This is a genomic window from Parageobacillus thermantarcticus, from assembly GCF_900111865.1.
Lineage (GTDB): Bacteria > Bacillota > Bacilli > Bacillales > Anoxybacillaceae > Parageobacillus > Parageobacillus thermantarcticus.
In genome coordinates this window covers 251,737-266,164 of the sequence record NZ_FOJS01000001.1, presented here as the reverse complement: position 1 = coordinate 266,164, position 14,428 = coordinate 251,737, and the positions used below count along the sequence as shown (strand labels likewise).

The 14,428-nt window shown below is 46.5% G+C and carries 14 protein-coding genes and 3 other annotated features; of the genes, 13 read left to right on the top strand and 1 reads right to left on the bottom strand.

The window, feature by feature from the left end; translation table 11 throughout:
- Positions 1-41: 41 nt before the first annotated feature.
- The 9 genes from BM278_RS01380 (at position 42) to BM278_RS01340 (ending at position 9,105) form a co-directional block, all read left to right on the top strand.
- Positions 42-1,427, top strand: coding sequence for a replication initiation and membrane attachment family protein (locus BM278_RS01380; protein WP_090947609.1), 1,386 nt, complete (start codon positions 42-44; stop codon positions 1,425-1,427).
- 15 nt (positions 1,428-1,442) lie between these two features.
- Positions 1,443-2,378, top strand: a complete 936-nt coding sequence (gene dnaI / locus BM278_RS01375; protein ID WP_090947608.1) for a primosomal protein DnaI — start codon at positions 1,443-1,445, stop codon at positions 2,376-2,378.
- 102 nt (positions 2,379-2,480) lie between these two features.
- A complete protein-coding gene (gene ytxC / locus BM278_RS01370) occupies positions 2,481-3,353 on the top strand; it encodes a putative sporulation protein YtxC (RefSeq protein ID WP_090947607.1) in 873 nt (290 codons plus the stop codon).
- Between the two features lie 48 nt (positions 3,354-3,401).
- Positions 3,402-3,649, top strand: a binding site (T-box leader).
- A 52-nt stretch (positions 3,650-3,701) separates the two neighbouring features.
- Positions 3,702-5,636: a threonine--tRNA ligase gene (gene thrS / locus BM278_RS01365; RefSeq protein WP_090947606.1), complete on the top strand. Its 1,935-nt coding sequence runs from the start codon at positions 3,702-3,704 to the stop codon at positions 5,634-5,636.
- Positions 5,637-5,835: 199 nt separating this feature from the next.
- Positions 5,836-5,969, top strand: a sequence feature (ribosomal protein L20 leader region).
- 85 nt (positions 5,970-6,054) lie between these two features.
- Positions 6,055-6,600: a translation initiation factor IF-3 gene (gene infC, locus BM278_RS01360; RefSeq protein ID WP_090947605.1), complete on the top strand. Its 546-nt coding sequence runs from the start codon at positions 6,055-6,057 to the stop codon at positions 6,598-6,600.
- A 21-nt stretch (positions 6,601-6,621) separates the two neighbouring features.
- Positions 6,622-6,822: a 50S ribosomal protein L35 gene (gene rpmI / locus BM278_RS01355; protein ID WP_003248690.1), complete on the top strand. Its 201-nt coding sequence runs from the start codon at positions 6,622-6,624 to the stop codon at positions 6,820-6,822.
- 26 nt (positions 6,823-6,848) lie between these two features.
- Positions 6,849-7,205, top strand: a complete 357-nt coding sequence (gene rplT / locus BM278_RS01350) for a 50S ribosomal protein L20 (protein WP_062679218.1) — start codon at positions 6,849-6,851, stop codon at positions 7,203-7,205.
- A 253-nt stretch (positions 7,206-7,458) separates the two neighbouring features.
- Complete coding sequence (locus tag BM278_RS01345; protein WP_090947604.1) at positions 7,459-7,950, top strand: dUTP diphosphatase; 492 nt, start codon at positions 7,459-7,461, stop codon at positions 7,948-7,950.
- Positions 7,951-8,019: 69 nt separating this feature from the next.
- A complete protein-coding gene (locus BM278_RS01340; protein ID WP_090947603.1) occupies positions 8,020-9,105 on the top strand; it encodes a M42 family metallopeptidase in 1,086 nt (361 codons plus the stop codon).
- A 109-nt stretch (positions 9,106-9,214) separates the two neighbouring features.
- On the opposite strand, the gene sspI is transcribed toward BM278_RS01340, so the two are convergent.
- Complete coding sequence (sspI, locus tag BM278_RS01335; protein WP_090947602.1) at positions 9,215-9,424, bottom strand: small acid-soluble spore protein SspI; 210 nt, start codon at positions 9,422-9,424, stop codon at positions 9,215-9,217.
- A 97-nt stretch (positions 9,425-9,521) separates the two neighbouring features.
- Here sspI and BM278_RS01330 point away from each other — a divergent pair, with 97 nt between their 5' ends.
- The 4 genes from BM278_RS01330 (at position 9,522) to pheT (ending at position 14,328) form a co-directional block, all read left to right on the top strand.
- Positions 9,522-10,283, top strand: a complete 762-nt coding sequence (locus BM278_RS01330) for a TrmH family RNA methyltransferase (RefSeq protein ID WP_090947601.1) — start codon at positions 9,522-9,524, stop codon at positions 10,281-10,283.
- A gap of 1 nt (position 10,284) precedes the next feature.
- Positions 10,285-10,542: a hypothetical protein gene (locus tag BM278_RS01325; protein ID WP_090947600.1), complete on the top strand. Its 258-nt coding sequence runs from the start codon at positions 10,285-10,287 to the stop codon at positions 10,540-10,542.
- Between the two features lie 36 nt (positions 10,543-10,578).
- Positions 10,579-10,815, top strand: a binding site (T-box leader).
- A 47-nt stretch (positions 10,816-10,862) separates the two neighbouring features.
- The gene (gene pheS / locus BM278_RS01320; RefSeq protein WP_090947599.1) at positions 10,863-11,897 is read left to right on the top strand and encodes a phenylalanine--tRNA ligase subunit alpha; all 1,035 of its coding nucleotides are present in this window, start codon (positions 10,863-10,865) and stop codon (positions 11,895-11,897) included.
- 16 nt (positions 11,898-11,913) lie between these two features.
- Positions 11,914-14,328 (top strand): phenylalanine--tRNA ligase subunit beta, encoded by a 2,415-nt coding sequence (gene pheT / locus BM278_RS01315; protein ID WP_090947598.1) that lies wholly within the window; start codon positions 11,914-11,916, stop codon positions 14,326-14,328.
- Positions 14,329-14,428: the final 100 nt, after the last annotated feature.

The window sequence follows — 14,428 nt, the reverse complement described above, 5'->3', positions numbered from 1 at the left end:
CTTTTTTTCATCGGCAAAACTTAGTGCGGAAGGTCGAGAATATGGAACATCATTGGAAAGAATTAATCCCCGTTGACCGCTATACGGTACGAAGCAATGGAGTGCTCCACGATTTTGATCGAACAGTGCTCACGCTCCTTTATCAACCGTTAATCGGCTATCGGGCTTTAAGCCTTTATATGACGTTATGGAGCGAATTGGAACTGCTTTCTGAAAAGGAAACGACCCATCATAGTCTGATGGTGCTGATGCAATGCAGTTTAAAAGAAATTTACGAAGAACGTTTGAAACTGGAAGGCATCGGGCTGTTAAAGACGTATGTAAATAAAGAAGAGCCGAAGCTATTTATTTATGAATTGCAGCCGCCGCTCACACCGGAACAATTTTTTACCGACGGAATGCTCAATGTTTTCCTCTATAACCGTATTGGCAAGCATAAGTTTCGGCAATTAAAACAATTTTTTTCCACTCCATCCATTGACCGAACCAAATTTTCTCCTGTTACTCGCGCGTTTCACGATGTATTTGCGTCCGTACACGTCGAGCAAATGGTTGCGAAGATGAATGAAGAAACGCAAGAAGATTTGCGGCTTGTTGATGGGTACGAGTATATTGGAAGAAAAGAGAATACGTATGACCTTAGCGATGATGTATTCGATTTTGAACTGTTTTTTGCTGGCTTGTCCAAATATATGGTGCCAAAGCGGGCGATTACGCCAAAAGTAAAAGAAGCGATCAAAAAATTAGCGTTTTTATACGGAGTCGGACCGCTTGATATGCAAAAAATTGTCATGAGTGTCATCGATCCGTCTGACCATATTGATATCGATGCATTGCGAAAAGCCGTTCATGAGTGGTATGAGTTTGAGCGCGGTGGCGCCCCTCCTAACTTAAGTTCGCGCGTGCAGCCGCTTCCGTATCGCACGATGACGAACGTCGAACCGAAAACGAAAGAGGAACTGCTGATGAAACAGCTGGAAACGATCTCCCCGCGCCAATTGTTAATCGAAATATCTGGGGGGGCCGAACCGTCGATGAGCGATTTGCGGCTGATTGAAGATATTATGTTCCAGCAACAATTGCTTCCCGGCGTTGTGAACGTGTTAATTTATTATGCCATGTTGCGCACCGATATGAAGCTATCAAAAGCGTATGTCGAAAAAATCGCCAGCCATTGGTCGCGGAAAAATGTAAAAACCGTCAAAGAAGCGATGGAGCTGGCAAAGAAAGAAGCGAAAATGTATCAAAGCTGGGCAAAGGAAAAAAGCAAAAGAACAAGCAGAAAAGCGGTGCGAAAAGAATTGTTGCCAGAATGGCTCAATATGGATTATAGTCAAAACGATGATCAAGACAAAGATGAAAACATAAATATTGAGGAAAAACGGCGGGAGTTAGAAGAACGATTAAAAAAATACCGCGATGAATAATAGGATGTGAAGACGATGGAACGAATCGATCAACTGTTAAATCGACTGCTTAGCAAGGAAGGTTTCCAGCAACGTTATGTGCAAATGAAACGACAAATTCTTTCACACCCGGAAATACAAGCATTTTTGCGCGAACATGAACGGGAAATCACAAAGGAAATGGTGAACCGCAGTTTAATGAAGCTATATGAGTTTATGGAGCAAAGCAAAAACTGCGGTCAGTGTCCAAGTTTGGACCAATGCAAAAACTTTTTAAAAGGATACCACCCTCGTCTTGTGATCAAAGGGCCAGTCATTGATGTGGAGTATGACCGTTGCCCTGCCAAAATAAAATACGATGAGCGAAAACGGCAGGAATCATTGATACAAAGCTTGTTTGTTCCACGCGAGATTTTGCAAGCGTCGCTTTCGGATATTGACCTTGCCGATGAGGGGCGAATGAAGGCGATTGAACTTGCCGACCGCTTTGTGTCGGAGTATGCGCCGGGAAAGAAAATGAAAGGACTTTATTTATACGGATCGTTTGGCGTTGGAAAAACGTATATTCTTGGCGCGATCGCCAACGCCCTTGCGAAAAAAAACGTGCCGTCTCTTATCGTGTACGTACCGGAGTTTTTCCGTGAACTAAAAAGCTCGCTGCAAGACCAAACGATTAACGAAAAACTCGATTATGTCAAAAAAGTGCCGATTTTAATGCTTGATGATATCGGCGCGGAATCAATGTCGAGCTGGGTGCGCGACGATTTATTAGGTCCGATTTTGCAATACCGGATGTTCGAAAACTTGCCGACATTTTTTACGTCGAACTTCGATTTGCAGCAACTAGCGCATCATTTGACATATTCGCAGCGCGGGGAAGAAGAACAAATGAAAGCGGCGCGCATTATGGAACGGATCCGCTATTTGGCGCAGCCGGTCGAAGTGAAAGGAAAAAACCGCCGGCTTGAATAGGATGTTTCCAAAAACGGAAATATCCTTTTATTTTTTATTCTAAACAATCGTTTGCTCCCATATATATAGAACAAGCATTGACTCGTAAGGGGGGAACGACGTTTGATTAAAATTTATTTTGAACAGGCAAATGACGCTGAAAAATTGGTTTGTTTACTGAATAAAAGACAGAAAAAAACGATTCATCCACGCTTGCAAACAACGTACAATGGAGATTCCCTCGTCACGATTTACATATATGGCGACATCGATGAAGCGATCTCATGCGATTTAATACCGGCAATGACGACATTGATTCTTCATTTTATCGAAGACAGGCTATTGTTATCGATTATCTCTGATACGTTTTATTTTCAAGATAAAGAAGAACAGCAGCAAATTTTACAGCTTGCCCATTCGTTTCTTGATGGGGAGCGGTATGATTACCGAATGGGAAAACAATCTTCCATTTCACGGAAAACATTGATTGCGAATGCGCTAAAGCAGTTTTTAAAAGACGGCCTTTCCTTTTCCTTTTCGTCCTTTGTCACCTTTCGCCTTAAACCATATATGGAACAGCTTCAACACTATGTCGAATTGGCGATTGACGAATATAAACTAGAGCAGGAATATCAAAATTTTGTGCAAATGTTGCGCGACTTCGTGGCAGCAAAGCGGCCGAAATTGTCAATCATCCATTTAGTTCACAAGCCGCCATCTTTTCTTTTTTTTGATGAAAAGTTGCGCGAAATGACAGCGAGCGAATTAAAGCAACTCATTGACCGCAATTTGATCGTCAGTCAGCCGATGTACATTGATTCTTCCTTATTAGCGCCGCTTGTGTCCATCGCTCCCGGCATGATTTATTTATATACCGATCATGAGGAGGACGGCATGGTGCAAACGATCCAAAACGTATTTCAAGAGCGGATCCGGCTCTATAGACAAAGCGATTTTGCAAAATATCAAGCCATTGATGCAAAGCGAGAGAGATGATCTTGATTTTTTCATGCCCTCATTCTATAATAACATACATAAGAATATGCAAAAGTGATGATGAGGACACGAGTGTATTTTTACGGTTTCCAGAGAGGGAAGGCATCGGCTGCAACCTTCCTAACACGGAAAATACACTTACCACCTCGGAACTGCGGCAGTGAACGACGCATGTCCAGTAATTGCCGACGGCACGGCCGTTATTCGATTCGAGCCATCGCTGTGGGAAAAGTGCGCCTTTTTGTCTGTCAGCGGTGGGAAGAAGGGTGGAACCGCGAAGCAAACTCGTCCCTTTGGTGAGGGAGGAGTTTTTTTATTTTTTCAATATAAAAGAAGGAGGAAAAGGGTATGGCGGAAGTGATTCACATTACATTCCCTGATGGTGCAGTAAAGGAGTTTCCAAAAGGGACAACGACAGAACAAATCGCCGCATCGATTAGCCCGGGATTAAAGAAAAAAGCGATCGCCGGAAAGCTGAATGATCGTTTGCTTGATTTGCGCACACCGATTCAGGAAGATGGAGCGATTACGATCATTACGCAAGATATGCCGGAAGCGCTTGACATTTTGCGCCATAGCACGGCCCATTTAATGGCACAGGCGATCAAGCGCCTTTACAAAAACGTCAAACTCGGCGTCGGTCCGGTCATTGAAAACGGCTTCTATTACGATATCGATATGGAAGAAACGCTAACTCCGGAAGACTTGCCGAAAATTGAACAAGAAATGCGGAAGATTGTGAAAGAAAACTTGGAAATCGTCCGGAAAGAAGTAAGCCGCGAAGAAGCGATTCACCTTTACGAGGAAATCGGCGACAATTTAAAACTCGAATTAATTAACGATATCCCGGAAGGAGAAACGATCTCCATTTACGAACAAGGAGAGTTTTTCGATCTTTGCCGCGGCGTCCACGTTCCGTCTACAGGAAAAATTAAGGAGTTTAAGTTGTTGAGCATTTCGGGAGCATACTGGCGCGGCGACAGCAAAAATAAAATGCTGCAACGCATTTACGGAACAGCGTTCTTTAAAAAAGAAGATCTAGAAGAATATCTTCGCCAGCTGCAAGAAGCAAAAGAGCGAGATCACCGCAAATTAGGAAAAGAACTGGAATTGTTTATGACATCGCAAAAAGTCGGACAAGGGCTGCCACTTTGGCTGCCAAAAGGGGCAACGATCCGCCGCATTATCGAGCGGTATATCGTAGACAAAGAAATCGAGCTAGGTTATCAGCATGTTTATACGCCGGTGCTCGGCAGCGTCGAATTATATAAAACTTCCGGCCACTGGGATCATTACAAAGATAACATGTTCCCGCCGATGGAAATGGATAACGAGCAGCTTGTGCTGCGCCCAATGAACTGTCCACATCATATGATGATTTATAAAAATAAAATTCATAGCTACCGCGAGCTGCCGATCCGCATCGCTGAGCTCGGCACGATGCACCGCTACGAAATGTCCGGAGCGCTTTCCGGCTTGCAGCGCGTCCGTGGCATGACATTAAACGATGCCCACATTTTTGTGCGTCCAGATCAAATTAAAGAGGAGTTCAAACGCGTCGTCAACTTAATTTTGGAAGTGTACAAAGACTTCGGATTGGACGAATATTCGTTCCGGCTTTCTTACCGCGATCCGCACGATAAAGAAAAATATTATGATGATGATGAAATGTGGGAAAAAGCGCAAAGCATGCTGCGTGAAGCGATGGATGAATTAGGGTTAGAGTATTATGAAGCGGAAGGTGAGGCGGCGTTTTACGGTCCAAAATTGGACGTGCAAGTGCGCACGGCGCTCGGAAAAGACGAAACGTTATCAACGGTGCAGCTTGACTTCTTATTGCCGGAGCGCTTCGATTTGACATACATCGGCGAAGACGGCAAACCGCACCGTCCGGTTGTCATCCATCGCGGGGTCGTTTCGACGATGGAACGGTTCGTCGCTTTCTTAATTGAAGAATATAAAGGAGCGTTTCCGACTTGGCTCGCACCGGTACAAGTCGAAGTGATCCCGGTATCTCCAGAAGCGCATCTCGACTATGCGTATAAAGTGAAAGAGGCGTTGCAATCGCAAGGATTCCGCGTTGAAGTTGATGAACGCGACGAAAAAATCAGTTATAAAATTCGCGAAGCACAAATCCAAAAAATTCCTTACATGCTTGTCGTCGGTGACAGGGAAATGGCAGAAAATGCCGTTAACGTCCGCAAATACGGCGAACAAAAAAGCGAAACAGTGGCGCTTGATGACTTTATTGCCGCTTTAAAGGCAGAAGTGCGTCGAAACTAGGCAATTTGCGATGACGCTAAAAACCAAACGGAAAAGCCGAAAACCGTGAAGTTCTTTCTTCACGGTTTTCGCATTTTTGCTTGCCAAACTCCGAATGATTCGTTATAATGAAAAATGTTGTTTGTTAATCAAGAAAAGCGCCTTGACATGCCACCTTCCAAGGTGATATATTGTATAAAGTAAATAGAATACTTGTTTGTGGCAAAAGCAGAAGCACCCCGCTTCTCACCTGGTTGACGCCCGCGTGGCTGTTGACAGGTCGTTACGGTTCGCATATCATATTTCGGACGTAAGCAGTGTGGGTGTCGTATGCATCCACACTTTTTTATTAGAAAAGCGTATGCGCCTGCTTATTGGCGTTTCCTTCTGAACCGTTCGTTTTGCGATGCGTTAGGGTGCGCTATGAAACAAACAAGTAATTCGGAAAAAACCTTGGAGGTGGCTGGTTATTAGCAAAGATTTTATTATTAACGAAAACATTCGTGCACGCGAAGTCCGTTTAATTGATCCAAATGGCGAACAATTAGGGATTAAATCTCGCCAAGAGGCGCTTGAAATTGCCGCAAGATTAAATCTTGACTTAGTCCTTGTGGCGCCAAACGCGAAACCGCCGGTATGCCGCATTATGGACTACGGCAAATTCCGCTTCGAGCAGCAAAAGAAAGAAAAAGAAGCGCGCAAAAAGCAAAAAGTGATCAACATCAAGGAAGTGCGCTTAAGCCCGACGATCGAGGAGCACGACTTCAATACGAAGCTCCGCAATGCACGCAAATTCCTTGAAAAAGGCGATAAAGTAAAAGCGACAATCCGCTTTAAAGGGCGGGCGATTACGCATAAGGAAATTGGTCAACGCGTCCTTGAACGTTTTTCCGAAGCATGTTCCGACATCGGCGTCGTCGAAACGGCACCGAAAATGGACGGACGGAGCATGTTTTTAGTACTGGCACCGAAAAACGACAAATAATCGAATGAGGAGGAACGTCCTATGCCAAAAATGAAAACTCATCGCGGCGCTGCAAAGCGTTTTAAAAAGACTGGTACAGGTAAATTAAAACGCGGTCATGCTTATACAAGCCATTTATTCGCAAGCAAAACGCAAAAACAAAAACGCAAACTTCGCAAAGCAACGCTCGTATCTCCTGGCGACTTCAAACGCATTCGCCAATTGCTTGACAACCTGAAATAAATGGAGACATATAGGAGGGAATAAATATGCCACGTGTTAAAGGTGGAACAGTGACGCGCAGACGTCGCAAAAAAGTCCTAAAGTTGGCAAAAGGTTACTTTGGAGCGAAACATGCTTTATATAGAGTTGCGAACCAACAAGTAATGAAATCATTAATGTATGCATATCGCGACCGCCGTCAACGGAAGCGCGATTTCCGCAAACTTTGGATTACGCGCATCAACGCGGCAGCGCGCATGCACGGTCTTTCCTACAGCCGTTTTATGCACGGTTTGAAATTAGCGGGAGTAGAAGTAAACCGCAAAATGTTGGCGGACTTGGCGGTAAATGACCAAGCTGCGTTTGCCCAACTTGCAGAACTTGCAAAAAGCAAGCTTCAATAACGAATGAAAGCAATGGCCATTCTCGCTTATGGGGATGGTCATTTTTTATAGAAAGAAATCGGCATGGTACAATTAATGATATCATGGCTGTTCGAAAGTGCGGTGTCGTTTATTTATCGGCGTCGCGATCGGCGCAGCGGTTGGCGCGCGTGCATTCCGCCGTAAAACGAAACGCCATTTGTTTTGTTGCAGCTTGCCACCGTTGTGAAGGAGCTAATCGCATCATTTTTTATTTGTTATAGGGGGAGAAACGATGGATTTGTCAACACTTTACTCGCTGCAGCGTCAGTTAGATGAACGGATTGAAAAACAACATGGATTGCAAGGGAAAGATTTATTCGACAAAAAAGTACTCGCTTTGCTTGTCGAAATTGGCGAACTTGCGAATGAAACGCGCTGCTTTAAGTTTTGGAGCGTGAAGCCGTCGTCTCCGCAAGAAAAAGTGCTCGAAGAATACGTCGATGGCCTTCATTTTATTTTATCGCTCGGATTAGAATGCGGTTTTATGCATTCGCCTTCGCTTCCGCAAGCAAGCAGCAATGACGCACAGCTTGTTGAACGGTTTTTGCGCGTATTTTGGGCGGTGGATGAGTTTCGAAAAGCAAAGTCGCAACAAAGCTATGACTTCTTGTTTACGGAGTATTTGCAATTAGGGGAACAATTAGGTTTTTCTTTCGCGCAAATCGAACAAGCATATATCCGGAAAAATAAAGTCAATCATGAACGGCAAAATCAGAATTATTAACCAATTTTGTACATTGCTGATTATTTTGGGTATAATAAATTTATGGATGAAAAAGAAAGGGGTCTAATTATGGCAAAGTTAGATGAAACATTAACAATGTTAAAAGAATTGACGGATGCCAAAGGCGTTCCCGGCAACGAACGGGAAGCGCGCGAAGTGATGAAAAAATACATAACTCCTTACGCCGATGAAGTGACAACGGACGGCCTCGGCAGTTTAGTCGCAAAAAAGAAAGGAAATAGCGATGGCCCAAAAATTATGGTTGCCGGCCATTTAGACGAAGTTGGCTTTATGGTGACGCAAATCGATGAGAAAGGATTTATCCGCTTTCAAACGCTAGGCGGCTGGTGGAGCCAAGTGATGCTCGCGCAACGCGTCACTATTTTAACACGCAAAGGAGAAATTACCGGCGTTATCGGGTCGAAACCGCCGCACATTTTGCCGCCGGAAGCGCGCAAAAAACCTGTCGACATTAAAGACATGTTCATTGATATCGGCGCAACAAGCCGTGAGGAAGCAATGGAATGGGGCGTGCGCCCGGGCGATTCGATCGTTCCGTATTTTGAATTTACCGTGTTGAACAACGAAAAAATGCTGCTTGCGAAAGCATGGGACAACCGGATCGGCTGCGCGGTTGCGATTGACGTATTAAAGCGGTTGAAAGATGCGGACCATCCAAACGTCGTGTACGGCGTCGGCACCGTGCAGGAAGAAGTTGGTTTGCGCGGGGCGAGAACGGCGGCGCATTTCGTTCAGCCGGATATCGCGTTTGCTGTTGATGTCGGCGTTGCCGGCGATACGCCGGGCGTTTCCGAAAAAGAAGCGATGGGCAAGCTTGGTGCGGGACCGCATATCGTGTTATACGATGCAACGATGGTATCTCACCGCGGCTTAAGAGAATTTGTCATTGACGTCGCCGAAGAACTTAACATTCCTTATCATTTTGATGCGATGCCGGGCGGAGGCACGGACGCTGGCGCGATTCATTTAACGGCAAGCGGCGTACCGTCATTGACGATCGCGATTCCAACGCGCTACATCCATTCTCATGCCGCGATTCTTCACCGTGACGATTATGAAAACACGGTGAAATTGCTTGTCGAAGTAATCAAGCGTTTAGATGCGGAAAAAGTAAAACAAATTACGTTCGAATAATTAACATGGAAAAGCCGGCGATCAATGTCGGCTTTTCTTTTTTCATGCCAAACAAGAAAAAAGATTGTATCCAACATAAAAATGGGAAGCTGGTTAATGCTTCCCGTGTTTATTGCTTTACGGCTTGTTCCAGAGTAGAGAGCATCATATCTTTTTGCTGCTCGCTTGAATGTTTCCAAATCGCTTCAAACAGCACGCCAAGACCCGGCAAATATTTTTCTTCACCGCGCTGAATCGCGTCCACGATCGTATCTTCCAATTGTTCTTTCGTGTTGTTGGCGACATTTTGCATAATCGCATGGCGCAAGTCGAAATCCATCTCATTCACCTCGCTAGTATGTAGTACATCCTTATTTTTTGCGCGAATTTCGTTTATTATGTATATGGATGATGCAAAATGTAAAGGAGAATGAGCATTGAAACGAATTGAATCGGTCAAAAATCCGCAAGTAAAGCAATGGAAAAAGCTGCTTATGAAAAAGGAACGGGATAAAACAGGGCTGTTTCTTATCGAAGGATTTCATTTAGTGGAAGAAGCGTTGAAAAGCAACATATCCATTGTCCAATTGATCATTGACGAGAAGAAAGCGATTCCGGCAACATGGGATATAAGCGGCATCCCGATTGCCATCGTTACGGAAGACGTGATGAAAGCGATTAGCGATACGGAAACACCGCAAGGAATTGCAGCCGTATGCGAGCAGTTTTCTTATGGAGATATGGACTGGGCGCAGGCGAATGTACTTCTGATTGATGCCGTGCAAGATCCGGGCAACATCGGCACGATGATCCGCACCGCGGATGCGGCGGGAATCGATGCTGTCATTCTTGGCAAAGGTTGCGCTGACTTGTACAACCCGAAAGTCATTCGCGCGACGCAAGGCTCGCTTTTCCATCTGCCAATTATTCGCGGAAATCTTCGCGAATGGATGGAGAAGCTTCAAGCGCAAAACGTTACGATTTACGGTACATCGTTGGTAAACGGAGAAGATTATCGCTGCATCCAACCGCCGCGGTCGTTTGCTTTGCTTGTCGGCAATGAAGGAAGCGGTGTCAGCAAACCATTGCTTGAGATGACGGCGAAAAATTTATATATTCCGATTTACGGGCAGGCTGAATCGCTTAATGTCGCCGTCGCTGCCGGAATTTTGCTTTATCATTTACGGGGCGCGTCATAAATTGGAAAAGGCAACCGATGAGATAAAAGCGTTTCTTAGCGCGATGATGGAAGTCTTGACACAAAACGACCCGCTTGCAAGGAGACGTGAAGATACGGCTGGGAAATGCGGACATGCCTGTGTGGAAGCGGAATGCGTCCAGTCTAAAAGAAAGCCAAGACAAAATGTTGGAAAGTCCAGCGGGCAAGAAGTAGCGTCGAATTGCGCAAGTTTCATTAATGCGAGAGTATATTGCGTGATGTTTGCCGTTTGCTTATAATATAATACAGCATTTATTTGACATTCGAATATACGGAAAACGACGATGAAAGAGAAGAGTAGCTTGCCACTCGCCATCCAGGGAGAAAACGCCGTAGACTGGGAGCGTTTTTATGGTAGAAGCAAGTGAATTCACCTCTGGAGTCGACACTTGGACCATTCCGCGCCTGCGGAATGTAAAGGTGTTCCGGCTGATGCCGTTATCGCAATGAAGCGAACAGCGCCTTTTTGCGCTGTTAACAAGGGTGGTACCGCGAGTTTACTCGTCCCTTATTTTAAGGGGCGATTTTTTTATGGAAATGAAAAAAGGAGGAGTTTTCCATGAAAGAACGGTTGCAGCAGCTTCAACAAGAAGCGCTCGAAAAAATCGAACAAGCTCGTGACTTGAAAGCACTCAACGAGGTGCGCGTCGCCTATCTTGGCAAAAAAGGCCCGATTACTGAAGTGCTCCGCGGCATGGGGGCGTTATCGCCGGAAGAACGCCCGGTCATCGGCGCGCTCGCCAACGAAGTGCGGCAAGCGATCCAAAGCGCGCTAGAGGAAAAGCAAGCGAAACTTGAGCAAGAGGAAGTTGAGAAAAAACTAGCGGCCGAAGCGATTGATGTCACGCTACCGGGACGTCCGGTCAAACGAGGCAATCACCATCCGCTCACACGCGTCATTGAAGAAATCGAAGACTTATTCATCGGCATGGGTTATACGATCGCCGAAGGACCGGAAGTCGAGCAAGACTACTACAATTTTGAAGCGCTCAACTTGCCAAAAGGCCATCCGGCGCGCGATATGCAAGATTCGTTCTACATTACCGAAGAAATTTTGCTTCGCACTCATACGTCACCAGTGCAAGCGCGCACGATGGAAAAACATCAAGGACGCGGTCCGGTGAAAATCATCTGCCCGGGAAAAGTGTACCGCCGCGACAACGATGACGCGACGCACTCGCATCAATTTACGCAAATCGAAGGGCTTGTCGTCGATGAAAACATTCGCATGAGCGACCTGAAAGGAACGCTGCGCGAGTTTGCCCGCAAAATGTTTGGCGAAGACCGCGAAATCCGCTTCCGCCCAAGCTTTTTCCCGTTCACCGAGCCGTCGGTCGAAGTCGATGTGTCCTGCTTTCATTGCGGCGGTCATGGCTGCAGCGTATGTAAAGGAACGGGCTGGATTGAAATTTTAGGGGCCGGCATGGTTCATCCAAACGTATTGGAAATGGCCGGATTTGATTCGAAAAAATATACAGGATTTGCGTTCGGCATGGGGCCGGAGCGCATCGCGATGCTCAAATACGGCATTGACGACATCCGCCATTTCTATCAAAACGACATTCGCTTCTTACAGCAATTCCATCGCGTGTAAAGGGGAGGTTTGATCGATGTTTGTTTCCTATAAATGGCTGCAAGAATATGTTGATTTAACAGGCATCACCGCAAAAGAACTAGCCGACCGCATTACGAAAAGCGGCATCGAAGTCGAAAGCGTGGAAGTATTAAATAAAGGGGCAAAAGACGTCGTCGTCGGGCATGTGCTTGAATGTGAACCGCATCCAAACGCCGATAAATTAAAAAAATGCCTCGTCGATATCGGCGAAGGAGAACCGGTGCAAATTATTTGCGGCGCCCCGAACGTCGCGAAAGGGCAAAAAGTAGCAGTGGCGAAAGCCGGCGCCGTCCTGCCTGGCGGTTTGAAAATTAAACGCGCGAAACTGCGCGGCGAAGAATCGAACGGCATGATTTGTTCCTTGCAAGAACTCGGCGTCGAGTCGAAACTCGTGCCAAAAGAATACGCCGATGGCATTTTCGTCTTTCCGAGCGACGCTCCGGTCGGCGCGGACGCGTTGGAACTATTAAATTTGGATGATGAAGTATTAGAGCTCGGGCTTACGCCAAACCGCGCCGATTGCCTCAGCATGATCGGCGTCGCCTACGAAGTAGCGGCGATTTTAGGACGAGACGTAAAGTTGCCGGTCATCGAGCTTCAAGAAAATGGCGAAAACGTTCATGATTATATTTCCGTGCGCGTCGACGCGCCGAAAGACAACCCGTTATACGCGGGTCGCATCGTGAAAAACGTGAAAATTGGACCGTCGCCGCTTTGGATGCAAACGCGCTTAATGGCGGCAGGAATCCGTCCTCATAACAACGTCGTCGACATTACGAACTACATTATGCTTGAATATGGACAACCGCTTCACGCGTTTGACTATGACCGCCTCGGCTCGAAAGAAATTGTCGTGCGTCGCGCGAAAGCTGGTGAAACCATTGTCACTTTGGATGATACGAAGCGCACGTTAACGGAAGATCATCTTGTCATTACCAACGGTACGGAGCCAGTGGCGCTTGCCGGTGTCATGGGCGGCGCGAATTCCGAAGTGCGAAACGACACGACGACGGTGTTTATTGAATCGGCCTATTTCACGAGCCCTGTCATTCGCAAAGCGTCGAAAGACCACGGCTTGCGCAGTGAAGCAAGCACGCGTTTTGAAAAAGGCATCGATCCGGCGCGGACAAAAGAAGCGCTTGACCGCGCGGCCGCGCTAATGGCTGAGTACGCCGGCGGCGAAGTCGTCGGTGGCGTCGTCGAAGTCAATACGTTAAAAGAGCAAGAAGTGACGATTACGATCACGTTGGATCGCATTAACCGCGTGCTTGGCACGGCGATTACGAAAGACGAAGTCGCCGCGATTTTAACGAACTTGCAATTCGCGTTTAGCGAAGATAACGGCACGTTTACGATTATCGTGCCGTCACGCCGCCGCGATATTTCGATCGAAGAAGATATTATCGAAGAAGTAGCGAGATTGTATGGATATGACCGCCTTCCGGCAACATTGCCAGTCGCGGAAGCGAAGCCGGGCAAACTGACGCCATATCAAGCAAAGCGCCGGAAAGTGCGCCGTTATTTAGAAGATGTCGGCTTTTTCCAAGCGATTACGTATTCTCTTACAAGCGCGGAAAAAGCGACAATGTTCGCGCTAGAAACGGCGGAACCAATCCGCTTGGCGCTGCCGATGAGCGAAGAACGCAGCGTCCTTCGGCAAAGCTTGATTCCTCATCTTTTGGAAGTGGCGAGTTACAACCGCGCGCGCCAAGTCGAAAACGTCGCCGTCTATGAAACAGGCGCGGTGTATCTCACAAATGGCGAAAACGAACTGCCAAGCGAAAAAGAACGTCTCGCCGGAGTTTTAACAGGTGTATGGCACGCCCACTTATGGCAAGGGGAGAAAAAAGCGGTCGATTTCTATGTCGCCAAAGGCGTTTTAGATGGCTTGTTCGAACTGTTAGGTTTAACGAATCGCATTGAATATAAGCAGGCAAAACGCGAGCATATGCATCCGGGACGCACCGCTGATATTTTGCTAGATGGCAAGACGATTGGCTTTGTCGGGCAGCTCCATCCAGTTGTGCAAAAAGAGTATGATTTAAAAGAAACATATGTGTTTGAACTTGCCTTGCCTGATTTATTAAACGCGGAAGTAGAAGACATCCGCTACTCGCCGATTCCGCGCTTCCCATCAATTGCGCGCGATATCGCGCTTGTCGTCGATGAAAACGTGATTGCCGGCGAACTGCAAAAAGCGATTATCGAAGCGGGCGGCAGCTTGTTGAAAGAAGTGGCGGTTTTTGACGTATACAAAGGCGACCGCCTTCCAGAAGGCAAAAAATCGATCGCCTTCTCGCTTCGTTACTACGATCCGGAACGCACATTAACCGATGAAGAAGTAACCGCCGTTCACGAAAAAGTGATCCAAGCGGTAGAACAGAAATTTGGCGCAACATTGCGCGGATAAAGCGAATCCCCTGCCTTATGCGGAAGCATAAGGCGGGGGATTTTTATGGAAAGACGAGAATGCCAATAGCGGCATTTTTTAGTAAAAATTGTTGACATTT